The following is a 21288-nucleotide window of genomic DNA, read 5'->3' as shown; positions in this document are numbered from 1 at the left end:
CGGCAGAGAGACGCACGATGAACCCCAACGTCCTTCTGGTCGTTCTCGACAGCACCAGAGCCGAGAACGTGAGTTTGTACGGACACGACAACGAGACGACCCCGTTTCTCGAAACGTTCGCCGAGGACGCGACGACGTACACGCAGGCGCGTTCGCCGAGCATCCACAGCATCACGAGCCACGTCAGTCTGTTCACGGGAGAGACCATCGAGGAACATCAGGCGCTCGAAATCGACGCGAACATCGACGTAGACCGGACGGTGTGGAAGACCCTACAGGGAGACGGCTACTCGACCGGTCTGTTCACGCCGAACCTCATCGTCTCCAAGTCCTCGAACCTCTCGGCGTGTTTCGAGACGGTCGAGAGACCCGACGACGACGAGGGTCCGCGACAACCCGCACAGCGATACGCCAGAGCGTTCCTCGACTGGCAGGCAGACCGGGACGGTCCGTGGGCCGCTTGTCTGAACCTGATGGACTCCCACTGGCCGTACACGCCCGAAGACGAGTACGACCGGTGGACGACGCCGACGATGCTCCACGTCGCAAACGAAGTCTACGGCGACCCAATCGCTCCGCAGTACGCCGGGGGACGCGCGTGGGGCGAACTCGACACGCTCGAAGCGTTCTACGACGGCGGCATACGCCAGAGCGACCACGCGGTCCGGGAGATAGTCGAGACGCTGAAACGCCGAAACGCGCTGGACGACACGCTGGTCGTCGTCACGAGCGACCACGGCGAAGGGTTCGGCGAGCGGAGTCGAGTCGAACCCGCGGTTCGACTCGCCGACCACAACTGGGGCATCCACGAGTGTCTGACCCACGTTCCCCTCGTCGTTCGCTATCCGGGCCAGACCGAATCGGAAGTCGTAGAGCGAGTCGTCTCGCTGACCGACTTCCCCCGCGTCGTCGCGGAGACCGTAGACGGCACCGCCGACAGCAGTTCCTTCGTCACGGACGGCCCGGTGTTCAGTTCGACGTATCGGTTGCGCGAGGAGGACAGAGACCAGTTCGACGCGGACGTGAGCGACTACATCGGCCCGTGGCGCGCAATCTACACGGACGGCGAGCGAGGGGTCGAAAAACGAGTCGCGTCGAGAAACCGGGGCGCTCTCGTCACGGTTCGTGACGCCCAGAACGCGTGGACGGAGAAGCGACTCGACCCGGCCGAGATTCACGCCCGATTCGAAGGGAGAGAGAAGACTTCCCGACCCGACGGGAGAGACGTTGACGGCGCAGTCGCCGAACGACTCCGAGAACTCGGCTACTTCCCCGAGTAGTGTCGCCTCACCGACACGCAGTGGTTTTTAATGTACCCACTTGTTTACGCCGAGTATGGGATTTGAACGTTTCGTGGCGTCGGACGAAGCCGAGTACAGTTTCGAGGTCGGTGGGGAGTCCGTCACGTATCACATCTCTTCGCTGGACGAACTCCGGATTATCGGCTACATGCACAGCACCGAGGCCCCAGTTCTGGAGGACATCGTGTCTCACGTCTCCGCGGACGATTCGTTTCTCGATGTCGGAGCGAACGTGGGTATCTACGCCGCCGTCGCCGGAACCGTCGGCGCGAGCGCCGTGGCCGTCGAACCGATACAACAGAACGTCGTGAAGGCCCGGAAGAACCTCGAACTGAACTGCGACGACTGGGAGACGCTCCCGTTTGCGATGGGCGACGGCGAGCGAGTGACCCAGATGGACGCCGACACGCTAGACGGAATCGACGACATGGCGTCGCTCGGCGAGGGGGAGGTCACGGTGCCGATGCTCGACGGCGACGAGATGATTTCGAGGTACCTCGACGGGACGCCGAGCGTACTCAAAATCGACGTTGAGGGCGCGGAGGGGTACGTAATCGAGGGTCTCGAAGCGACCCTCCGCGACGACGAGTGTCGCCGCGTCTATCTGGAACTCCACGAGGGGAAGATTTTCGGCGACGAAACCGCCGACAGCATCTGCGAGACGCTCTCGGAGTGCGGTTTCGAGGTATCGACGCTTCACCGACGCCGGAACGAGATGGGGTCCGAGCAGTCAGACGAGAAGTTCGTCGTCGCCGCGAAGTGACTCACTTCCACGGCGCGTAATGCGGGTCGATGACCCGCGCTCTCGCCTCGATGCCGTCCAGTCGCTGGCGCGCGCTCGGCGGCAACTCGACATCGAGGGACGCGAAGTTCTCTTCGAGGTGGTCGCGTCCGGTCGATTTCGGAATCGGGACGACTCCTTCTCGGCCGTGAAGCCACGCCAGACACACCTGCGCTGGCGTCAGGTCGCGTTCGGCCGCAATCGACTCGACGGCCGGGTGGTCGAAAATCATCGTCTGGGCGAGCGGAGCGTACGCGACGAGCGCGTGGTCGTACTTCCGGGAGAACGCGTAGAGGCGGTCTTGGGGCAGGAGCGGGTGGCACTCGACTTGGTGGGCGACGACCGGCGCGTCGAGTCGGTCCAACGCCTCCCGGAGCAACGGAGCGGTGAAGTTGCAGAGACCGACCCCGCCAATCGCGCCCTCCTCGAACAACTCGTCGAACGCCCGGAGCGTCTCCTCGGGGTGGTAGGCACCCGCGGGCCAGTGGACGTACAACACGTCGATGGTATCGACGCCGAGGCGGTCCGCGCTCTCGGCCGCCGAGCGGTGAACCGCCTCGTACCCCAGATTTTCGGGGTGGACTTTGGTCGCGACGGACACCTCCGACCGGGGGACATCTGCGGCGTCGAGTCCGTCGCCGACCGCCGCCTCGTTGTCGTACATCTGCGCCGTATCGACGTGTCGGTACCCCGCTTCGAGACCCATCCGAACCGTCTCTGCACACTGCTCGTGGCCGACGTTTCCGGCAGTCCCGAGTCCGATTGGTGGGAGGTCGTTCCGAGTCACACTTGCTCGTCTACGACCCGTATCATAAGTAGTTTCGGTACGAACGACCGGGAAAAATACGGTTCGCTCGCCCCCGAACGCCGGAACTCGTGACCGGCGGTCGGAACTGGATTCGAGACGAGCGACCGGAACGCGACCCGCCTACGGACTAATCTTCTCTCCGAAACGACAGCTATCCGAGTTGGAAATTATACAATTCTCCGAAAGAGTTAAAATTGTCCTGCTATCTATTGCATCAATATGACGGAAACGGAGGCCAATCGTAAACATTCGGACTTACCTGTCGTTCTTCTCTGCGGGGGGAGAGGGCGAAGGCTTCGGCCGTTGACCGACGAGACGCCGAAACCTCTCTTGGAAATCGACGGGAACCCAATCGTCCATCACATCATGGAGAACTTCTCCCGGCACGGGTTCGACGACTTCGTGCTCTGTCTGGGCTACAAGAGCGAGGCGTTCGAGCAGTACTTCGGCGGACTGGCGGGGGAGTACACCGACGGCGGGAGCGTCGAACTGTCCTCGGCGTCTACGTTCCGCGGCGTCGGTTCGAACGACTGGGACGTGACGCTCGTGGACACCGGTCTCGAAACCAGCAAGTCCGAACGACTGCTCCAAGTCCGAGACCACATCGACGCCGACCGATTCCTGCTGACCTACGGCGACGGACTGGCCGACGTGAACGTCGAGCAGTTGGTCGAACACCACGAGGAGAACGGGACTGTCGGAACCGTCACGGGCGTCAAAGCCCCGAGTTCGTTCGGCGTCCTCGAAACCGACGGCGACAGCGTTTCGGCGGTGCAGGAGAAACCGCTCACCTCCAAGCGCATCAACGTGGGATTCTTCGTCTTCGAGACGACTGTGTTCGACTCCCTGTCGGCCGACCGGGAACTCGAACAGGACACGCTCAACGAACTCGCGGACCGAGGCGAACTCGGCATCTACCGCCACGACGGATTCTTCAAGGGTGTCGATACCCGGAAGGGGTTGGATAAAGTCCGGAAAATTTCGACCGAAAAAGACGACCTTCCGTGGCTCGGAGGTGAACCATGAGCTTTTGGCGAGACGAGACGGTGCTGGTCACGGGGGCCGCCGGGTTCGTCGGAGCGCATCTGGCGTCGGACCTCGAATCCCGCGGTGCGACCGTGGTCGCTACCGACATCGACACCGTGCCCGCCGAACGCGACTTGAACACCGAGAGCGACCGCCTCGACTTCGAGATTCTCGACGTTCGAGACCGCGAGAGCATCGAATCGCTGTTCGCAGACTACGATTTCGACCTCGTTTACCACCTCGCCGCGGAGTCGCTGGTGGGCGACGCGAAGGCCGACCCGACCCGAGCGTTCTCCACGAACGTCGAGGGGACGTGGAACGTCCTCGACGTGGTTCGGGAGTCCGAGGGCGTCTCCGACGGCGTGGTCGTCGCCTCCAGCGACAAGGCGTACGGGCCGATGGAGAACCCGCCCTACACCGAGGACACGGCGCTCACCCCGGACGCGCCCTACTCCGTCTCGAAGATGGCCGCCGACCGCATCGCCCGGACCTACCACACGAGTTACGACGTTCCGGTCACGGTCACGCGATGCTCCAACATCTACGGTCCCGGCGACCTGAACTTCAGTCGAATCGTCCCCGGCACGATACGGAAGTATCTGGACGACGAAGCGCCCGTGATTCGGTCCGACGGGTCGCCGACGCGCGACTATCTCTACATCGACGACGCCGTGAGCGCGTACCGGACGCTCGGACGGCAGAACCGGTCGGTCGCTGGCGAGGCGTTCAACTTCGGGACGGGAACCGGGACGAGCGTCCTCGAACTCGTCTCGCTCGTCGGCGACGTGATGGGGAAAGACGACCTCGAACCGGTGGTGAAAGGGACCGCCGAGGGCCACATCACCCACCAGCGAGTGGACGCCGAGAAAGCCGAGCAGTCGCTCGACTGGCGACCGGAGACGAGTCTCGAAGACGGTCTCGGACGGACCGCCCAGTGGTACGAAGACCGCCTCGAATGAGCGTCGGCGACGAACTCTCGTCGCGGACGGTCCTCGTCACCGGAGCGGGCGGATTTTTCGGCGGACACGTCGCCAGTCGTCTGTCTAGCGTCGGCGCGGAAGTCCACTCGATTCACCACAGCGAACCGTCCCAATCGCTCCCGGAGTCGCCCCACCGCCGGTACGTCGGCGACGTTACCGACGAGCAGTTCCTCGACACCTGCTTTCGGGAGGCCCGACCGGAGTACGTCTATCACCTCGCGGCCAAGACGACTTCCCGAGGCGAGAGCGCCGGGGTGGTCGAGACGAACGTCACGGGCACGAAGAACGTCTTCGAGAAGGCAGTCGAACACGACGCCGAAGGCGTCGTGTTCACGAGTTCCGCCTACCGATACGCCGACACGCGAACCGCGAAAACGGAGTCACACCCGGTCGCCGCCTCGTCTCTCTACGACGCCTCGAAACGCTCCGGGGAACGTCTCGCTCGGTCGTACTCGGAGAATGAGGGCCTGTCCGTGGCAGTCGCGGTCCCGTTTCTCGTCTACGGCCCGCGACAGACGCCCGCGGGCGGCTTGATACCGTCGGCCATCGCGTCGGCACTCGAAGACGAGTCGTTTCGCGTCCGATGTACGGACCACGTACGGGACCCGGTATTCGTCGGGGACGCCGTTGATGCCCTGCTGAACGCGACCATCCGACTCGCGGACGACGACTGGATGCTGTTCAACGTCTGTGGCGGAACCGGGATGACCGCCGGGGAGATGGTCGGCGACATCTACGAACTCGTCGGCGCGGACGCTCGGCCGACGTACGACCACGCCGCCGAGTGCGAGCAAACCGCGTCCCATCTCGTTGGCGACCCGTCGCACGCCGCCGAGCTACTCGACTGGAAACCGACTACCTCGTGGCGCGACGGACTCCGACGAACCGTCGAAGCGGCCCGACGCGAGTCCGACTCGTGATAGGCGCTACTGCGTGACTCGGTGCTTGAAGTCGTCTTTCGCCTGTAGCGCGTACCCCCACGTCCGCGCGAGGATTTCGATATAGGAGACGAGCCAAATCAGCACCTTCTCGTAGGTCTGTAACTCGTCCCAGTCGTCGCAGATGTCGCTCAGATACTCGAACGACCGGGGAGTGTACGCCTTCGCGGTCAGTAGCCGAGATTCGGTCTCGAACACGTCCACCGGGAGATGGGCGTACATCTGGTAGGCACCTCGCCCGGTCTTCTCCCCGACGCCCACGATGTCCTCGAACGTGTTCCGCGTCGGGTGTTTCACCACCGCGTCGTCACAGAAGCCGAACTCGTAGTTCTTGTAGGCGGCTAGCTTCCCGAACACCATGTCCTCGCCCGAGAGTATCCACGGTTCGAACTGGATGTCTTCCACGAGTTCGTCCCGGACGGCCAGACAGAGCGTCGGGCAGAACAGCGCGTAGTTCATGTAGAACTCCACCGGGAATCGGACGTGCTTGTCGTACCAGTTGAACAGGTTCTTCTCGCCGTCTTGGACCTCTAAATCGACCGAGAACCCCAGATAATCGACCGACGAGTACTCGAAGAGGTACGCGACTTTCCACGGGAACAGCGGGCCGATTGTCACGTCCGAGTCGGCGAAGACGACGACATCGCCAGTCGCTTCCTCGATGCCGCGGTTGCGGTTCCCGCCGGGCGTCCGATACTCCTCTTGGGTGTAGACTTCCAACAGGTCGGTCTCCTCCTGTAAGTCTTCGAGAAGAGCCATCGTCTCCCCAGTGGTCGGCGTGATTGCGACGATTATCTCGCAGTTATCGTACCCGGCGTCCAGAATCGACCGCACCGTCTGTTCGACCTGCGGGTCGCTGTTGACCGGAATCACGAAAGAGAGGGTCGGATACGACTGCTTTTCCTCCGTATCCCTGTATTCTTCGGCGAAAGAATCGCTAATTTCGTAATTCGTTACCATGATTCGTTCACTCTACTCGGTCCCAATAAAGCTGAACGTGTCTCCCGATACCGGCGTCGGCGCGACGTAGCGGACTTCGAGTACCTACCGGAGTTCCGATTCCGTCGGCCGCCCCCGCGGTCTCACTCTTCGAAGCCGAACACGCGCCGGAGTTCCGTCTCGATTTCCGCGACGTAGATGTCGAGCATCTCTTCGAGTTTCTCGTCGGCGACGACGATTCCCTGCACGCGCTCGGTGGGGTTCTCGGGGAGTTCGACGCGGAACTCGCCGTCGCCCTCGTAGAAGGGTTCGGACTCGTTCAGAATCTGCTGGTCGATGGCGTGGATGAGTTCCGAGTCGTACTTCTCGTTGAGGTGGTTGAAGGCGTCCTTGTACGCCTTCTGGAGTTCGTTGAAGTAGTGGGCGTACTTGTCCTCGAACTTCTCGGGGTCGAAGTCGCTCATGTGCCGGAGTTGGGCGAGCGCGAATAAAAGTCGGCCGGTCGTCCGGCGAGTTCCGGCGACGACGCCGGAACTCGCCCCACGGCGGACCCCGATGTAAACTAGATAACGATATACGAAATTGCTTCTTCGCCGCTCGTCGGTAGATTCGGTCAGTATCGCGTCGGCGCTCGGTCCGCCGACGGCCGTGACCACAATAGAGTCGATGTCGGGGTTCGTCGCTCCCCGCCTCGTCGCTGAACGTGGCCGTCGCTCGGCGAAGCGGTCGAACGCCCTCCACGGATTTCGAGAACCTCGTTACTCACTCCGACAGTTGCTCGGCGACGAGTTCGTCGGCGTACTCGACGAACTCGTCTTCGGTCCCCTTCGGTACCGTCGCGCCCGCGGCGACGTTGTGGCCGCCGCCGTCGCCGCCGACCGCCTGTGACGCCTCGCGCATCACGACCGAGAGGTCCAGACCTCGGTCCGTGAGCGAAGGTGTAGCGCGAGCGGAGACTTTCACTTCGGTCGGTTCGCCGTCGCCGTCGGTCTTCTCGGCGAACGCGACGATGGGGTTCCCCCGTTCGACGCCCTCGGCACCGACTGCCATCCCCGCGACGATGCCGACGATGGTCTCGCGGATTTCGTCCCCGGCGTGGAACCACTGGAGGTGTCGCTCTTCGGTGACGCCCTCGCTCTTGACGAACTGGAGACCCTTCGAGAGGTTCGTGCGGTGGTTCCGGAGTAGTTCCTCGGCGCGTTCGAGCGCACCCTCGCGGTTGCCGAGACAGACTGCGAGACCCACGTCGGCGCGCTCGTAGCGCGCCGTCGCGTTCAGTAGGGTCGAGAACTCGCTCACGTCCCGGAGTTCCGTACCCTCGTCCTCGTCGGTGAGGACGTATGCCGTGCCGAACAGGTCGTTGATTCGCCCGGCGCTGACGCCTCGGTCGCTGGCTCTCTCGACCAGTCCCTTCACGACGGTCTGGCGTTCGCCCTGAGTCAGGTCCACCCAACACCGCCAGTCGCCCTCGTCGTCTTTTAGCGTCAGGTCGAGACCGTCCAGAAATCTGAGGGCACCGTTCTCGTCGTTGGTGACGCCGGGGATGTATGTGTCGCTTGCGTACTCCAGCATCTTGGGGAGCGGTCGGGTCTGCTTGCCGTACATCGTGAGGTCGGTGGTCGTCTCCACGACGCCCGCCGCCTCGCCCTCGGCGACGATGGACTGGTTCGCGCCGACGAGTTCGCCGTCTACGGTCTGCATGTCGCCGACCGCGCCGACGACTGCGAGCGCCGCCAAGTCGCGGTTGTCGGTCCCTTCGGGTTCCAACGCGCGCGCGAGGACGTACGCCGCGCCAGCTCCCGAGAGTTCCGACGACCCGTCCACATCGAACAGGAGCGGATTCAAATGAAATGTGGTGTCCGCGTCCGCCGGTTGGTGGTGGTCGGCGACGACGGGCGTGAAGTCGCCCGCCGCTTCGTGGTCGGCGATGATGTCTAACTGGCCGCTCCCGAAGTCGGTGAAAAGCACCGTCTCGTAGTCAGTCGCCGCGATTGACGCGATTTCCTCGGCGTCCAACTGCTTGCTGAAGACTGTCTCGAACGGGATGCCCGCGCGTTCGAGCGCCCGCGATGCGATTGCGGCGCTCGTGAGTCCGTCGGCGTCGATGTGGGAGGCGAGCAACACCTCGTCGGCGTCCCGCAATCGGTCGGCGCACGCGGCGGCGCGGTCTGCGAGGGCGGGAACGGGACCAGCGGAAGCCATTCAGCGTGAGGTAAGTCGCTATTACTTATAAAGTTCCGCGTCTCGGTCTCTTCGATTGGGAATGATATGCAATTTTAAAAGCAATATTTATAATTGTAAAGGAAACGTATGGTTAGCTTAGAACGTCCAGATACTCCGGCGGCACCTCGTCGGCGGTGTGGGTCTCCGCGCCGCGCTTCGAGATTCGCAGGCCGTCCGCGACCATCGCGGCGGCGTCGATTGCGAGGACCACCGGGTCCGCGGCGTGGCGACTGCCGACTTCGCGGGCCGTCGCGCGACTCCCCGAGAGGTGGACTTCACGGCGGCCCATCGGTTTCAGACCTTCGGCGAGAATCGCGTCCAGATTCTCGGGGTCGGTGCCGTGGTAGAGTCGGTCCGGCACGTCGCCGCCTCCCTCGCTCTCCGCTTCCAGCGTCACGTCCACCGAGTGGCCGTAGGCGGCGCGAATCTTCCCGTTTCCGTCCGCTTCGCTCCGCTCGAACCGACCTTTCGGGTCCGTGGCGACCACGGCCGCGAGGTCCTCGGCGTCGGCCCAGTCGTACTTCCGGCCGACCGCCGCTTCGAGGGCGTCGTAGTCGGCCCACCCGCGTCGGTCTAGTTCCAGACCGGCGTCGTCGGGGAAGTGCCGGAGCGCGCCGCTGACGAACTTCGAGAGGCGGCGTCTCCGCTCGCCCGAGAGGACTCGCTCGGCGTCGGCCCCGCAGTCGGGACACCTCGGGTCGGCGCTGTCGGCGACGGTGACGTACCCGTGGGTCGGACAGCGGACGATGGCGTCGGTCACGGTTTCGGCGTCGAGTTGGCGCTCGCGTCGGAAAGGTCGCTCGCCGAGAAACGGTGGGTGTAGCGACTGCGACCGGCGGCGGTGTCGGGACGCTACTTCGGGTCGAACCCCCGAACAACCGCTTCTAGAGGGAACGAACCGGAAGCCGAGGCGCTAGCTTCGGGCTTGAACCAATGAAGACCGCGACCGCACCGCGACCGCGCGCCGAGGTTGAAGTACACAGATACGCCGCGACCGTAACACGGATACGCCGCGACCGTAGCGACCTCGGCCGCTTTCGTCCGACTACTCGTGGTACGTCGGCGCGGCCGCTTCCACGGCCGCACACGCCAGTTTCTCGAAGTCGGCCACCTCGGGCACCACGTCAACCTCGATGCCCTCGGACTCGGCCGTCTCGCGGGTCGGGTCGCCAATCGCGCCGACCACGGCGTCGTTCAGGCCCGAAATCGCTTCCGCCCGGACTCCGCGCTCGTCGGCGGCCTCCAAGAAGTGGACCACCGTCAGCGACGAGGTGAAGACCGCCGCGTCGAGACCGCCCTCCGCCGCGAGAGTCGCCGAGTCGCCCGACCCCTCCGGACGGACCAATTGATATAGCACAGTCTCATTTACGTCCGCTCCCGCGTCCGCCAGACCGTCGGTCAGGACCGCGCTCCCGTGGTCGCTCCGGGCGACTTCGACTCGCTGGCCCGCCACCTCGTCGCCGAGGGCTTCGACCAGTCCGGCCGAGGTGTACTCCTCGGGCACGAGGTCCACCTCGTACCCCGCCTCTCGGAGCGCGTCGGCCGTACTCTCGCCGATGGCGCAGACGGTGGCGTCTCCCGGTTCCCATCCGGCCTCGGACGCGAGTTCGACGCCGGTCTTGCTCGTCAACACCACGTAGTCGCCCTCGCGGGGTTCCTCGCCGGTCGGCCGGACTTCGAGCATCGGGTCCGCGACGATTTCGGCACCGAGCGAGTCCAGCAGTCGCTCGGCCTCGGCGAGTCGCTCGTCGTCCGGCCGGAAGACGGCGACTCTAACGTCTCGGTTCGTCGCGTCTCGTCCGCTCTCCCCGTCGCCGGTCATTCCTCGCTCGTCTCCCCTTCGCGCTTGGCCTCGCGCGGTTCGTCGGTGTCGGCTTTCGCGGCCTCGATGAGGTCTGCGGCCCCCTTCTCGGCGAGGTCGGCGGCGACCTCTTTCGCGGCCGAGACGTGATTCTCGACGGGCACGTCCCGACTGGCTTCGATGACCTCTTGGCCGTCTTGGGAGAACACTTGCACGTCCACGTGGACGCTCTCGCCCTGAATCAGGCCGTGGACGCCGATGGGCGCGACGCACCCGCCGCCCAACTCCGCAAGAATCGTCCGCTCGACGGTGGTCTCGACCCGCGTCCGCGGGTGGTCCAGCACCGTGTTGATGTCGCCCGCGAGTTCGCCGTCGAGCGCAGTCACCGCGAGCGCACCCTGACCGGGCGCGGGGACGAACTCGCTACTCGGGAGTTCGACGTATTCGAGGTGGTGGGCGAGTCCGCTCCGTTCGAGTCCGGCCTGCGCGAGGACGATGGCGTCGTAGTCGGTTTCGACCTCCCGCTCCAGCGCCCGGCGCTCGATTTCCGCGAGGTCGTTGAACCACTCCTCGACGGTCCGGTCGAACTCGGCGTCGTAATCGACCGTGTGGCCCTTCTGCTCTCTGGCCTTGTTCGACTGCTTTTCCTTCTCGGCCTCGGTCCGGGCCTCGTGTTCCTGCTGAAGCGCGGGCGCGAGCAACTTCTCGGCGCGGGTGTCCACGTTCCCCCGGAGGGGTTCGACGTTCAGGTCGTCGCGGTAGTTCAGCAACTGGGCCTTTCGCCGGAGACTCGACGTGCCGACCGTCGCTCCCTCGGGGAGTTCGTCCAACTCCTTGCCGTCGGGCGTGACCAGCACGTCGTTGGCGCTGGCGCGTTCGGGGATGCCCGCGACCACCAAGTTCTCGGGGTTGTCGGTGGGCATGTCCTTCATCGAGTGAATCGCGCCGTCCAACTCGCCGTCCAGCACCTTCTCGTCCAGACTCCGGACGAACGCGCCGGTCTTGCCGAGGCGGTGGATGAGTTCGTCCTGAATCTCGTCGCCGGTCGTCTCTACCTCGACGAGTTCGACCGCGAGTCGCCGGTCCTCCAAGGCGGCCTTGACCTCGGCCGCCTGCCGTAGCGCGAGGTCCGAACCCCGCGTCGCGAGGCGTATCTCCGTCCCGTGTTTGCTCATGTGAGAGAGTCGGCGACGGAGGTTGAAACACTTGTTCGTTTTCGAGACTGGCACGAAACCTTGACGTGGTAGGTACTGCCTCTGTAATCTGAATGTCCCCGGAAAACTGGGCCAGTAAGAATTAAGGATAGCTGAGTGCGCCTCTCAGGGTCGAGAGTCGCTCACCACCTACTAGGCGGTTCGAAGCCGTTATCAGTGAGGTAGTTCTCACCGTCTTGCTTCGACGTGAGTTGGACTGTTCCTCGCCCCTTTTGACGGAGAGGAACGTCTCGGTCGGAGACCATTTCGCCGATGATCTCCTTCACGTTGCCGCGTTCGTGAGTGGCGAACCATCCCGCTATCGTCTGGGGTTGTTTGTGATGACTTCCCCATACACCCTTACTGAGGAGACGCTTGACGATTCGGGCCGCTGTTTCTCGTTCGTCAGTCGGCAAACTCATGCGGCCACTTGAGGGTATTCGCGGGCTATTTAATAGTGTTACGTTAGAGTAACAATACCAGTTCGAAGATGAACAGTAGTGTACTTTACCACAAACACTATGTGTGTGTGGGTGAGAACATAACATGTGCTCTTGCCTGTTTAGGTAAGAGACCGATAATCCAGATGCAAGCCACAATCACGAATAGCCAGATGGAAATCTCGTCTGTGGATAAACTAGACGGACTCGCGTGAACATGAGTGCCAACAGTAATTGTAAACCATCCGAAGAAGAGGAACCCTACGCCGATGGAGCGGCGTTAACCGAGTTGCTCGGTGACGGTCCGAAAGTGAAAATCTTGACCGCTTTCTTGGCCGACCCCGAGTGGGACCACAATATCACCGAAATCGCAGAGATGGCTGGCGTCAGTCGGAATACAGTGTATCGTCACATCGAAGACTTAACCGACCTCGGTGTCGTGAAGCAGACGCGAGAGCGTGGCGGTAGCAAGCAGTACAAAATCAACAAAAACAATGCCGCGGCCAAGAAATTGGCCGAGTTGGAGTGGGAGTTAATCGACATCGCCTTCGATAACTAAATTCCGTTTTCCAACACGTCACGCGGTGATTGTCGTTTTAACCACACGAAACGTCCCTACCTCCAACACGCACACGTCGCGGTCGAACCGATTTACTGACTGTTCTCTCAGGGCGTCCCGACCTTCTCGTGGCGCTGGTAGATGTAGTACGACGCGAAGGGGACGCTGACGACGAACCCGGCGACGACGGGCCACGACGGGGGGAAGTCGAACACCAGCGCGCCGATTCCGACGACGGCGAGGACGGCGAGTCCGAGTCCGGCCTTCAGCGCCTGCGTTCTCGGGTCGGGTGCCCACTTCCCGCTGGTCCGGTTCACGTAGTCGGCGTCCCGGTAGACCGCCAGCGGGAAGTAGGCCGTCAGGAAGACGAACGGAACCCCGAGCGCGACCAGCGAGAGTTCGACCGTACTCCCGCCGAACCCGAACGCCTCCCACGAGGCGGCCAGCGCTAGCCACGCGAGACTCGCCACCCAGAGGAGGAACGCGGCGGGGATGGCGGCCACCCAGTACCAGTGGTGCGAGCGGCGTCGTCGGACGCGTCCGCTGTTCGCCCGTTCACTGCTCATGGTCGCAGTTCGGGGCGCAGACCCTAAACCGGTGTCGCATGCGGTCGCGCGAGTCGGCGGGCAGATGCCCACCGACTCGCGCCAGTCGGTTCCGGGACCATCCTTATTGAAACGGCGGTCCCACTACGAGGGGGATGGCGCGAATCACCTACGACGACCCCGAGGGGGTCGAAACGGTCGAAGTCGAGACCGAGAAGATTTCGGACTCGGGGAAGGTCCACGGGGTCCGCGTCCAACTCGAAGACGGCGGGTATCTCCACCTCCCGTACGCGCGACTCTACTCGATAGAGACCAGCGAGGAGGAGGGGAAAGTGGACTACTCCGGGCCGTAGACCCGAGACCTGCGGTCTCGGGTCGCGCTACAGCACTTCTTTGTAGGCTTCCAGCGTCTTCTCCACGTCCTCGTCGGTGTGGGCGTAGCTGAGGAACTGCGATTCGTACTGGTTGGCGGTCAGGAAGACGCCCTGTTCTTTCATCGCGGGCCAGAACAGTCGTTCCCACCGCTCGGTCTCGGCGGCGCTCACGTCGGCCTTGCTCTTCGGGCAGTAGTCGAACCGCGGACAGTCGGGGTCCTGTCGGCACCCGGCCTCACACTGGCCCGACAGGTCCCGTGGGCCGTCGCGGGTGAACACGACTTTGAACATGCTGTCGTAGCCCGTGACGGTGTACTCCGGCGCTTCGTCTTCGAGGATGTCGGCCAGCCCCGAGCGCAACTGGTCGCCGAGGTCGGCGAGGTGGTCGTACACGTCGTTCTCGGCGGCGTACCGGAGCATCTCCAGTCCGGCGGTCAGCGACAGCGGGTGACCCGAGTAGGTCCCGGCTTGGAACACGTCGCCCGTGGGCGTGAACGACTCCATGATTTCGGCCGGACCGCCGATAGCGCCGACCGGGAAGCCGCCGCCGATGACCTTGGCGAAGGTGGTCAAATCGGGCGTGACGCCGAACTTGCCTTGGGCGCACTGGAGGCCGCCGACGCGGAACCCCGTCATCACCTCGTCGAAGACGAGGAGCGCGCCGTGGTCGTCGGTCACTTCTCGCAGGGTGTCGAGGTAGCCTTCGACCGGACCCACCGACGCGCAGTTGCCCAGAATCGGTTCCGCGAGGACTGCCGCGATTTCGTCGCCGCGTTCCTCGAACACCTCGCGGACCGCCCGCTCGTCGTTGAACGGCACGGTGATGGTCTCCTCGGCGAAAGCGTCGGGAATCCCGGACGAACTCGGCGACCCGGTGCCGCCGGTCTTACCCTCCACGAGCGTCGATTCCTGTGCGCCGTGGTAGCCGCCCTGCATGACGACGATTTTGTCCCGGCCGGTGTAGCCCCGGGCGAGTCGGACCGCGGAGGTGGTCGCCTCGGTGCCACTGTTGACGAACCGAACCATCTCGACGCTCTGGACGTGCCGGGCGATGAACTCGGCGAGTTCGACTTCGACTTCGGTCGGCGCGCCGTACATCGGCCCGTCCGAGAGTTGGGACTGAATCCTCGACTCGACTTCCTGTGGCAGGCCGTGACCCAGAAGCAGGGGACCGTAGCCCATCACGTAGTCGATGTACTTGTTGCCGTCGGCGTCTACGACGTGCGCGCCGTCGCCGCGTTCCACGAAGAAGGGGTACGGTCGGACGGCCCGGACCGGGGAGTTCACGCCGCCGGGCAGGACCGAGAGCGCCCGGTCGTACAACTCGCGGGAACGTTCGTCGTGCATGGTTCGGGGTTCGGACTCCTGCGTGAAGTCCATTTCTGTCTCGCCGACCGCTCCGCGCCACCGCCAGTTTCAACAACTGTTATACTCCGACCCCGTTTCAGTTCGTCCAACGACATGGTGGACGCCCCACAGGAACCACAGGAGAACTTGGACGAGGAACTCGACGAGATTTCCGACGACTTGGAGGACGTGAACGCCGACATCCGGGGTCTCATCGACCAACTCCGAGACCAGACGAACGCCCCGCTTCGCCTCGCGGTCCGGTTCAGCGGCGACGAGTCGGACGTGCTGTTCATCCGCGAGGACGTGCGCGAGCAGTACACCGACCCCGAACTCGAAGACCGCATCGAGACCATCGTGATGAAGGGTCTCGGCGACCCGCCGCGCGAGCGACCGCTGTTCGACTTCGGGACGCTGGACGCCACGATTCGGTGGTACGAGAACGTGCAGGTCGCCCACTTCCCGTACCGCGAGTGGTCGGGGCTGGCGTTCGTCTTCGACCGGCGCGAGTCGCCAATCGTGGACTTGGCGAAACAGCATCTTCAAGACGAGTAGGCTCAGAACTCGGTCCACGTCCGCGGGCCGAAGTCGCCCCCCCGGACACGCAACTCCGTGGCGTCCTCGGTCTCTCGAACCTCCACCAGCGCGTCGAACACCTGCATCAGTCGCTGGGTGATTTCTCGCTCGCCGCCGACCGTATCGAGCGTGAAGACGCCCGTAAAGCCCGAACTGGCGATTCGACCCGTGATGACGTGGAGGAACTGGTAGACCCGACGCACGTCGGCGTACATCAGGACCGGCGACAGCGAGTCGAAGCCGAGTCGGGCGCGTTCGACCGCCTCGTCGTGGTAGAAGTCCTGCATGAACCCCGAGAGTTCGATGCCGATACCCGTGAGGTCGCCGGGGTCGGCCACGTACCGGACCGTCTCGGTCTCCTGTACGGCTTCGACCGACCTGCTCTTACTCACGCAGTCCACGAACCGGAGTTTCCACGCCTCGGCGTCGTGGTGCCGGTCGAACGCCTGCTGTAACTGCGCGGCGCTCCGTTTTGTCGTGGCGAGGATGGCCGCGCGGTCCGGCGTCTCCATCAGGTCCAGCATCACCGCGCGCTTTCTGGTCAGCGGTTCCCCGGCGACGAGGACGTTCGCGCCGCTGTCGAGCGACTCGGGCGACAGCGGCAGTTCCCTCCCGGCGTCGGCGTCGGGCACTCTTACCGGAAGGATGTCGGCACGCGACCTTAAAAGTAGCACGTCCGGACCGGCCGTCGTCCGAGTCGCTCTACAGTTCCTTCCGGAGGTACGCGCCGAGCGCCCCGCCGAGCGCCCCGGCACCGACGAGGTAGACCGCGACGACGACGAAGAGAAAGATGGCGAAGATACTGCTGAGCGCGAGCAGGGGTTCGCCGCCGAGCAGGAGGAATCCGGCGACTGCCCACGCGAACAGGAACGCCGGAATCGTCGCTATCGCGCCGGAGATTGCGCCGACCTTCGCGCCCTCGCCGAGGTCCCCCTTCTGGAGGTAGCCCGCGACCCCGCCGCCAGCGATGGCCGCGAACGGCAGGAGAGGCGCGGTCACGACGGTCACGACGGCACCGACGACGGCGTTCATCAGCGTGTTCGGGTCGTCGTCGCGCGGACGCTCGTCTGTCGGCGAACGGTTCGCGGACCGGACGGTGGTGCGTTCCTCTTCCATATCGGGACTTTCGTCCGCGATAGGATATACTTTCGCCGGGGTCTCGTTTGAGTCCGCTCTAGTTGGCCAAAAATCTATTTTATCTAACCAAACGTCTTTGTCCCGAGTAGGTGTACTCCGCGTCATGCATTCGAGACTCGCCATACTCGGTTTCGGGTTGCTGTTGGTGACTGCGGGGTGTCTCTCCAGTGCGCCAGCTAGCGACCAGAATCGGGAGACAACGAATGCTTCGACGCCAGTACAGACGCCGCCCCCCGACTCGTCCAACGATACTCGTCTGACCGAGAGGTCTCTCCCGGAGCGACCTGAGAATCTGACGCGAGAGAACGTCGTCGGGTTCGTTGAAGACTACGAACAGGCGTACATGTGGAACGAAGAACTCACGAACGACACCACCGAGTTGGCGATGACCCCGGCCCGAACGAAAATTCTCAACGTTACCGCGACGGGGTTCGTCGTCCACCTTGAAGTGGGATTCTCGAAGACCCTCCGGCGAGACGGCAGTGAGATGTCCGGCGGCGGATTCTACACGGTGAATTACTTCGTCAACGAGACGGTGATATTACGCGCTCAGACGGCCGGTCAGGTCCGTCCCGGCCCGAATCCGCGAAACGGGACTGTCGTTGAGGCCTAACTCCGTTCGACCCTGTTTTCCGTCTCGCTCCTCCACACTATCTCGGAGCCACTTTCTCGTTATTTGGTGGAAAACAGTCCTCAATTAAACACAAAATAAATATAAATAATACAAAATCGACATGATATAGGGATTTATTAATATAATTAATCATATCTAAATACGGTAGAAAGGGATAAGTGTTAATCTTCCAACTAGATTGTTGTGGTGCAGATAACATGAATGAGTCCCCCAACGAAACGAGAGAACGACGCGAGACGCCAACGCGACGTAGCATCTTGAAAAGCGCCGGTGGTCTCGGAGTCCTCACGCTCGGTCTCGGTACCAGTACCGACCTCGCCGCCGCCGACCCGAGCAAGTTCGAGCGCGGAACCGTCCAGTTCGTCGAGGTCAAAGAGGAGTTCCCGAACGCCCCGACGGGACCGAAGTCTGCGCGACACGGTACCGCCGGATACGTCGTCGAACCTTCCAAGAAACGACTCACGCTCACGAATGCGCCCGTCGATACGTTCACGGGCGACTCCGGCGTGGTCGCCGCCGACGGCGAGTTCTACGAGAGTGGCACCTCGTTCCCGATTACGAAATCGAGGTATCAAATCCCGGTCGAGACCGACTACCGAGGACTGACAAACGAATACGTCGGTCTCGGTCGGAAACGGTCGGTTCCGAAAGCGTCGCTGGTCGAAGCAAACGGTGCGGTTCGTCTCGCCACCGGCGGCGACGAGATGCGTGTCCCCGAAGGGCAGGAAGCCGAGTTCGAGGACCGGACCGTTTCGGTCACGCCCGCGAACGGCGAGCGACCGGTTTCGGCTCGCCAGCGCATTACGGTTCGAAACCACGGGCAAGTGACGCTCTACGCTCACGAGGACTACATGGTGTTCCCGCTCGCGTCGAACGACCCGTACGCGCGCGCTCGCGTCCAGTCTCTACTGGCGTTGGCGCAAGACCAACTCTCGAAAATCGACGAGGCCGACCTGCTCGCGGTCCCCAAGGACGTTCAGGTCGAGACGAACGCTAACGGAGGTGCGTAACGATGCAGACGAAAACCCGACCAAAAGACTTCGACCCCGAGGAGGCTAAGACGATAGCGGTCCAAATCGTCGGTACCGACCCGTTCTGGAACAACTACTCCAACCAGTCGGCCAGCAACAAGATGGACGACATCTTGAGCTGGATTTCCGACAAGTGGAGTACGAACATCGAGGACGGAAGCAACGAGTACGACGCGGGCGTCACCGCACAGTACACCGGCGGCGTGACCATCCCCGCGTCCGCGCTCCCGGACAACAACGCCCTCAACGACCGGTTGTACGCCGCCGACGACTGGCTGAAGAACAACGAGGGCAACCTCTACAGCGGCGCTGAATCCATCGTCGTCGTGGACTACTACGGAGACGACTCCGGTACCTACGGCTGGGGATATATCGGCTCTGCTGGCGACGACGACGACATCTGCGGTCTCGTGGACACTCACCACGAAGACAACGGCAACCTCCCCACGGAACTCTCGAACGTTGAGTCCGAGGGCGTCGGTTTCCACGAGCTACTCCACACCTTCAACGCCGAACACCCCTCGGACGTGAGTACGTACTCGAACCGCAACTACTACGACTACATCTCCATCATGTACAGCTGGGACGGCGTTTCGTGTACCGACGGCGGGAACACGGAGATAATCACCGACTTCACCAGTAGCTGTGCGACCAACTCCGTGCGCAACTACATCGACAACAACAACCTGTCGTAACCCGACTGTCGGTCATTTTTTCGAGAACGGAAGAGAAGACGAACCCACCAGCGACTGCTCTTTACACCGCTTCGGTCCCGCGGACACCGGTCCGAACCTGACAGGCGTCCTCGACGGGCATCACGAAGATTTTGCCGTCGCCGGGTTCGCCGGTGTCGGCGGCGTCACGAATCGCTTCGACCACCTCGTCGGCGGGCACGTCCGCGACGACGCACTCGACTTTCACCTTCTGGTGGAGGTCCACGGTGTACTCCTCGCCGCGCCACTGGCCGGTCTTGGCGGGTTGGCTCCCGCGACCCGAGACGTTCGTCACCGTGAGACTCGGCGCGCCGACCTGCGCGAGGGCGGTCTTGACGTTGCTGAGGCGGTCCGGGCGGACGACTGCCGTGACCATCTTGATTTGCCCCGCGTTGGGCAGGTCGCCCGCACCGTCGGCCCGCAGGCCGCCCGCGCCGTCCGTCCGGACGGCGCTCCCTTCCACGTCGGGACCGCCGAACTCGGGGTAGGTGTCCACGCCGTGTTCGGCGATGTCGAGACCCTCGCGCTCGTGTTCGAGGCTGACGCGGGCCTGTCCGAGCAGTTTGAGGACGCCGAAGACGAGTCCGGTCGCGCTTATCGTCCAGAGGGCGATGACGCCGACGCCGATGGCCTGCGCGAGGAAGCTCACTTCGTAGCCGGGAATGGCGAAGAACGGGAACAGGAGCGCCCCGAGGACGCCCGCGGAGCCGTGAACCGGGAAGACGGCGCACACGTCGTCTATCTTGAGCTTCTTCTCCACGAACTCGAAGACGACCGGGAGTTGGCCGCCAGCGAGCAGGCCGACGACCAGCGCGCCGGTCCACGTAATCGCGTTCGTGTTGCTGGTGATGCCGACGAGTCCGGCGAGCATCCCGTTGGCGACGAAGAGGGTGTCCACCTTCTCGGTCTTGACCAGCGAGACGGTCCCGGCACCGATTGCGCCCGCGGCCATGCCGAGGGTGGTGGTCAGCGCCACGCGACCCACCGTGTCGGCGAACGCGCCGAGCGCGAGGCTACCGCTCTCGACCACGAAGACGCTCGCGGCGGTCCCGACGTTGAAGCCGTACCAGCCGAAACAGAGGATGAGCGTCCCGAGGACCGCGAAGGTCACGGAGTGACCGGGGATGACGTTGACCGACCCGTCGTCGTTGTAGCGGTCCATCCGCGGGCCGAGAATCCACGCCGCGGTCAGGCCCGCGATGCCGCCCATCCCGTGGACGATGACGCCGCCCGCGAAGTCCTGAAAGCCCGGCCCGATGTCGGTCAGGAAGCCGCCAGCCCACGTGAAGCCGACGACGACGGGGTAGATGACCGCCGACAGCAGGACGGTGTAGGTGACGTAGGCCCGGAGCTTCGCGCGGCCCGCAATCGCCCCGGAGACGATGGTCGCCGCGGTCATGGCGAACACCGCGCCGAACAGCCAGCCTATCCACGAGTCCGACCCTCCGTTGACGTAGGCGAAGGGGTCGGCGGCCCCGCCGACCACCGACGAGATGCCCGCGCCGACGAGGAAGTAGACCACGACGCCCACGCTCCACGTCAGCATGTTCTTGGTCAACTGGTTGGCGACGTTCTTCGACCGGACCTGCCCCGCCTCCAGCATGGCGAATCCGGCGTGCATGAAGAAGATGAGGAAGGTCACTGTCAGGACCCAGACGTTGTTGACCCCGCTGGCTATCGAACCGGGGTCCACCTGCAACGGCGCGCCTATCATTCCGACTCCTCCGTCGGGAGTACCACCAAATCGTCTGGACGACTGTTCAGGAAAACCTCGAATTCCTCTTGGTTCGTGTGTTCGCTCACGATATAGTGTGACGGCAAAGCAGTACATAAGGTTGTGCGTTGATATTTTACAAAATAATGGGTCTACGGTAGACGGTCGTCCGGTTTAAAATCGGATAATAGCGATATAAGGTTGTATTCCGTCCAGAAATTCGTCGTT

23 protein-coding genes are annotated in these 21288 nt (G+C 63.3%); 11 read left to right on the top strand and 12 right to left on the bottom strand.

The features are described 5' to 3' along the window. Positions 1-17: 17 nt before the first annotated feature. Both P2T60_RS15235 and P2T60_RS15230 read left to right on the top strand, forming a co-directional pair. Positions 18-1280, top strand: a complete 1263-nt coding sequence (locus tag P2T60_RS15235; RefSeq protein WP_276280093.1) for a sulfatase — start codon at positions 18-20, stop codon at positions 1278-1280. 55 nt (positions 1281-1335) lie between these two features. Beyond that, entirely contained in the window at positions 1336-2064 is a 729-nt protein-coding gene (locus tag P2T60_RS15230) for an FkbM family methyltransferase (protein WP_276280092.1), read from the top strand. A gap of 1 nt (position 2065) precedes the next feature. Here P2T60_RS15230 and P2T60_RS15225 read toward each other — a convergent pair whose 3' ends face one another. Further along, complete coding sequence (locus tag P2T60_RS15225) at positions 2066-2869, bottom strand: aldo/keto reductase (RefSeq protein WP_276280091.1); 804 nt, start codon at positions 2867-2869, stop codon at positions 2066-2068. Positions 2870-3109: 240 nt separating this feature from the next. Between P2T60_RS15225 and P2T60_RS15220 the strand changes: the two genes are divergently transcribed. Genes P2T60_RS15220 through P2T60_RS15210 form a run of 3 tightly spaced genes read left to right on the top strand, consistent with a single transcriptional unit; the run spans position 3110 to position 5816 of the window. Then, positions 3110-3916 (top strand): sugar phosphate nucleotidyltransferase, encoded by an 807-nt coding sequence (locus P2T60_RS15220; RefSeq protein WP_420028686.1) that lies wholly within the window; start codon positions 3110-3112, stop codon positions 3914-3916. Continuing rightward, positions 3913-4875 (top strand): NAD-dependent epimerase/dehydratase family protein, encoded by a 963-nt coding sequence (locus P2T60_RS15215; RefSeq protein ID WP_276280089.1) that lies wholly within the window; start codon positions 3913-3915, stop codon positions 4873-4875. The genes P2T60_RS15220 and P2T60_RS15215 overlap by 4 nt, the downstream gene beginning before the upstream one ends. Beyond that, complete coding sequence (locus P2T60_RS15210; protein WP_276280088.1) at positions 4872-5816, top strand: NAD-dependent epimerase/dehydratase family protein; 945 nt, start codon at positions 4872-4874, stop codon at positions 5814-5816. Before P2T60_RS15215 ends, P2T60_RS15210 begins: the two co-directional genes overlap by 4 nt. A gap of 6 nt (positions 5817-5822) precedes the next feature. On the opposite strand, the gene P2T60_RS15205 is transcribed toward P2T60_RS15210, so the two are convergent. The 6 genes from P2T60_RS15205 to hemC all read right to left on the bottom strand — a co-directional run bounded on the left by P2T60_RS15205 (position 5823) and on the right by hemC (position 11972). Continuing rightward, entirely contained in the window at positions 5823-6794 is a 972-nt protein-coding gene (locus P2T60_RS15205) for a glycosyltransferase family 2 protein (RefSeq protein ID WP_276280087.1), read from the bottom strand. 122 nt (positions 6795-6916) lie between these two features. Continuing rightward, positions 6917-7237, bottom strand: a complete 321-nt coding sequence (locus P2T60_RS15200) for a DUF5783 family protein (protein ID WP_276280086.1) — start codon at positions 7235-7237, stop codon at positions 6917-6919. 298 nt (positions 7238-7535) lie between these two features. Continuing rightward, positions 7536-8975 (bottom strand): RecJ family nuclease, encoded by a 1440-nt coding sequence (locus P2T60_RS15195; protein ID WP_276280085.1) that lies wholly within the window; start codon positions 8973-8975, stop codon positions 7536-7538. A gap of 112 nt (positions 8976-9087) precedes the next feature. Further along, entirely contained in the window at positions 9088-9756 is a 669-nt protein-coding gene (locus P2T60_RS15190; RefSeq protein WP_276280084.1) for an RNA 2'-phosphotransferase, read from the bottom strand. A 285-nt stretch (positions 9757-10041) separates the two neighbouring features. Next, the gene (locus P2T60_RS15185) at positions 10042-10818 is read right to left on the bottom strand and encodes a uroporphyrinogen-III synthase (RefSeq protein ID WP_382210208.1); all 777 of its coding nucleotides are present in this window, start codon (positions 10816-10818) and stop codon (positions 10042-10044) included. Next, on the bottom strand, positions 10815-11972 hold the full coding sequence (gene hemC, locus P2T60_RS15180; protein WP_276280083.1) for a hydroxymethylbilane synthase: 1158 nt from the start codon (positions 11970-11972) through the stop codon (positions 10815-10817). Before hemC ends, P2T60_RS15185 begins: the two co-directional genes overlap by 4 nt. A gap of 675 nt (positions 11973-12647) precedes the next feature. Between hemC and P2T60_RS15175 the strand changes: the two genes are divergently transcribed. Next, positions 12648-12989 (top strand): winged helix-turn-helix domain-containing protein, encoded by a 342-nt coding sequence (locus P2T60_RS15175; protein WP_276280082.1) that lies wholly within the window; start codon positions 12648-12650, stop codon positions 12987-12989. 107 nt (positions 12990-13096) lie between these two features. On the opposite strand, the gene P2T60_RS15170 is transcribed toward P2T60_RS15175, so the two are convergent. Then, the gene (locus P2T60_RS15170) at positions 13097-13555 is read right to left on the bottom strand and encodes a hypothetical protein (RefSeq protein ID WP_276280081.1); all 459 of its coding nucleotides are present in this window, start codon (positions 13553-13555) and stop codon (positions 13097-13099) included. Between the two features lie 134 nt (positions 13556-13689). On the opposite strand from P2T60_RS15170, the gene P2T60_RS15165 reads away from it, so the two are divergent. Then, positions 13690-13887, top strand: coding sequence for a hypothetical protein (locus tag P2T60_RS15165; RefSeq protein WP_276280080.1), 198 nt, complete (start codon positions 13690-13692; stop codon positions 13885-13887). Positions 13888-13914: 27 nt separating this feature from the next. Here P2T60_RS15165 and hemL read toward each other — a convergent pair whose 3' ends face one another. Then, on the bottom strand, positions 13915-15255 hold the full coding sequence (gene hemL / locus P2T60_RS15160; RefSeq protein ID WP_276280079.1) for a glutamate-1-semialdehyde 2,1-aminomutase: 1341 nt from the start codon (positions 15253-15255) through the stop codon (positions 13915-13917). 114 nt (positions 15256-15369) lie between these two features. On the opposite strand from hemL, the gene P2T60_RS15155 reads away from it, so the two are divergent. Continuing rightward, positions 15370-15810, top strand: a complete 441-nt coding sequence (locus P2T60_RS15155) for a DUF7522 family protein (protein WP_276280078.1) — start codon at positions 15370-15372, stop codon at positions 15808-15810. Positions 15811-15812: 2 nt separating this feature from the next. On the opposite strand, the gene P2T60_RS15150 is transcribed toward P2T60_RS15155, so the two are convergent. Continuing rightward, positions 15813-16463, bottom strand: a complete 651-nt coding sequence (locus P2T60_RS15150) for a DUF7504 family protein (protein ID WP_276280077.1) — start codon at positions 16461-16463, stop codon at positions 15813-15815. 70 nt (positions 16464-16533) lie between these two features. After that, positions 16534-16947 (bottom strand): DUF5518 domain-containing protein, encoded by a 414-nt coding sequence (locus P2T60_RS15145; RefSeq protein WP_276280076.1) that lies wholly within the window; start codon positions 16945-16947, stop codon positions 16534-16536. Between the two features lie 124 nt (positions 16948-17071). Here P2T60_RS15145 and P2T60_RS15140 point away from each other — a divergent pair, with 124 nt between their 5' ends. From P2T60_RS15140 to P2T60_RS15130, 3 genes are all read left to right on the top strand, one after another. Next, the gene (locus P2T60_RS15140; RefSeq protein WP_276280075.1) at positions 17072-17581 is read left to right on the top strand and encodes a hypothetical protein; all 510 of its coding nucleotides are present in this window, start codon (positions 17072-17074) and stop codon (positions 17579-17581) included. A 278-nt stretch (positions 17582-17859) separates the two neighbouring features. Continuing rightward, positions 17860-18612, top strand: a complete 753-nt coding sequence (locus tag P2T60_RS15135) for a hypothetical protein (RefSeq protein WP_276280074.1) — start codon at positions 17860-17862, stop codon at positions 18610-18612. A gap of 2 nt (positions 18613-18614) precedes the next feature. After that, on the top strand, positions 18615-19328 hold the full coding sequence (locus tag P2T60_RS15130; protein ID WP_276280073.1) for a hypothetical protein: 714 nt from the start codon (positions 18615-18617) through the stop codon (positions 19326-19328). Positions 19329-19389: 61 nt separating this feature from the next. Here P2T60_RS15130 and P2T60_RS15125 read toward each other — a convergent pair whose 3' ends face one another. After that, positions 19390-21060, bottom strand: coding sequence for an ammonium transporter (locus P2T60_RS15125; protein WP_276280072.1), 1671 nt, complete (start codon positions 21058-21060; stop codon positions 19390-19392). Between the last annotated feature and the right edge of the window lie 228 nt (positions 21061-21288).

This window comes from Halorussus caseinilyticus (genome assembly GCF_029338395.1).
Classification (GTDB): Archaea; Halobacteriota; Halobacteria; order Halobacteriales; family Haladaptataceae; genus Halorussus; species Halorussus caseinilyticus.
Note: the sequence above shows the minus strand (reverse complement) of the source record. Positions and strands in the feature narration are given on the sequence as shown.

Excerpts from the sequence above, each read along its gene's own strand:
- P2T60_RS15235 (WP_276280093.1), top strand. The coding sequence starts at position 18 with ATGAACCCCAACGTCCTTCTGGTCGTTCTCGACAGCACCAGAGCCGAG.
- P2T60_RS15230 (WP_276280092.1), top strand. The coding sequence starts at position 1,336 with ATGGGATTTGAACGTTTCGTGGCGTCGGACGAAGCCGAGTACAGTTTC.
- P2T60_RS15220 (WP_420028686.1), top strand. The coding sequence starts at position 3,110 with ATGACGGAAACGGAGGCCAATCGTAAACATTCGGACTTACCTGTCGTT.
- P2T60_RS15215 (WP_276280089.1), top strand. The coding sequence starts at position 3,913 with ATGAGCTTTTGGCGAGACGAGACGGTGCTGGTCACGGGGGCCGCCGGG.
- P2T60_RS15210 (WP_276280088.1), top strand. The coding sequence starts at position 4,872 with ATGAGCGTCGGCGACGAACTCTCGTCGCGGACGGTCCTCGTCACCGGA.
- P2T60_RS15205 (WP_276280087.1), bottom strand. The coding sequence starts at position 6,794 with ATGGTAACGAATTACGAAATTAGCGATTCTTTCGCCGAAGAATACAGG.
- P2T60_RS15200 (WP_276280086.1), bottom strand. The coding sequence starts at position 7,237 with ATGAGCGACTTCGACCCCGAGAAGTTCGAGGACAAGTACGCCCACTAC.
- P2T60_RS15195 (WP_276280085.1), bottom strand. The coding sequence starts at position 8,975 with ATGGCTTCCGCTGGTCCCGTTCCCGCCCTCGCAGACCGCGCCGCCGCG.
- P2T60_RS15185 (WP_382210208.1), bottom strand. The coding sequence starts at position 10,818 with ATGACCGGCGACGGGGAGAGCGGACGAGACGCGACGAACCGAGACGTT.
- hemC (WP_276280083.1), bottom strand. The coding sequence starts at position 11,972 with ATGAGCAAACACGGGACGGAGATACGCCTCGCGACGCGGGGTTCGGAC.
- P2T60_RS15175 (WP_276280082.1), top strand. The coding sequence starts at position 12,648 with ATGAGTGCCAACAGTAATTGTAAACCATCCGAAGAAGAGGAACCCTAC.
- P2T60_RS15170 (WP_276280081.1), bottom strand. The coding sequence starts at position 13,555 with ATGAGCAGTGAACGGGCGAACAGCGGACGCGTCCGACGACGCCGCTCG.
- P2T60_RS15165 (WP_276280080.1), top strand. The coding sequence starts at position 13,690 with ATGGCGCGAATCACCTACGACGACCCCGAGGGGGTCGAAACGGTCGAA.
- hemL (WP_276280079.1), bottom strand. The coding sequence starts at position 15,255 with ATGCACGACGAACGTTCCCGCGAGTTGTACGACCGGGCGCTCTCGGTC.
- P2T60_RS15155 (WP_276280078.1), top strand. The coding sequence starts at position 15,370 with ATGGTGGACGCCCCACAGGAACCACAGGAGAACTTGGACGAGGAACTC.
- P2T60_RS15145 (WP_276280076.1), bottom strand. The coding sequence starts at position 16,947 with ATGGAAGAGGAACGCACCACCGTCCGGTCCGCGAACCGTTCGCCGACA.
- P2T60_RS15140 (WP_276280075.1), top strand. The coding sequence starts at position 17,072 with ATGCATTCGAGACTCGCCATACTCGGTTTCGGGTTGCTGTTGGTGACT.
- P2T60_RS15130 (WP_276280073.1), top strand. The coding sequence starts at position 18,615 with ATGCAGACGAAAACCCGACCAAAAGACTTCGACCCCGAGGAGGCTAAG.
- P2T60_RS15125 (WP_276280072.1), bottom strand. The coding sequence starts at position 21,060 with ATGATAGGCGCGCCGTTGCAGGTGGACCCCGGTTCGATAGCCAGCGGG.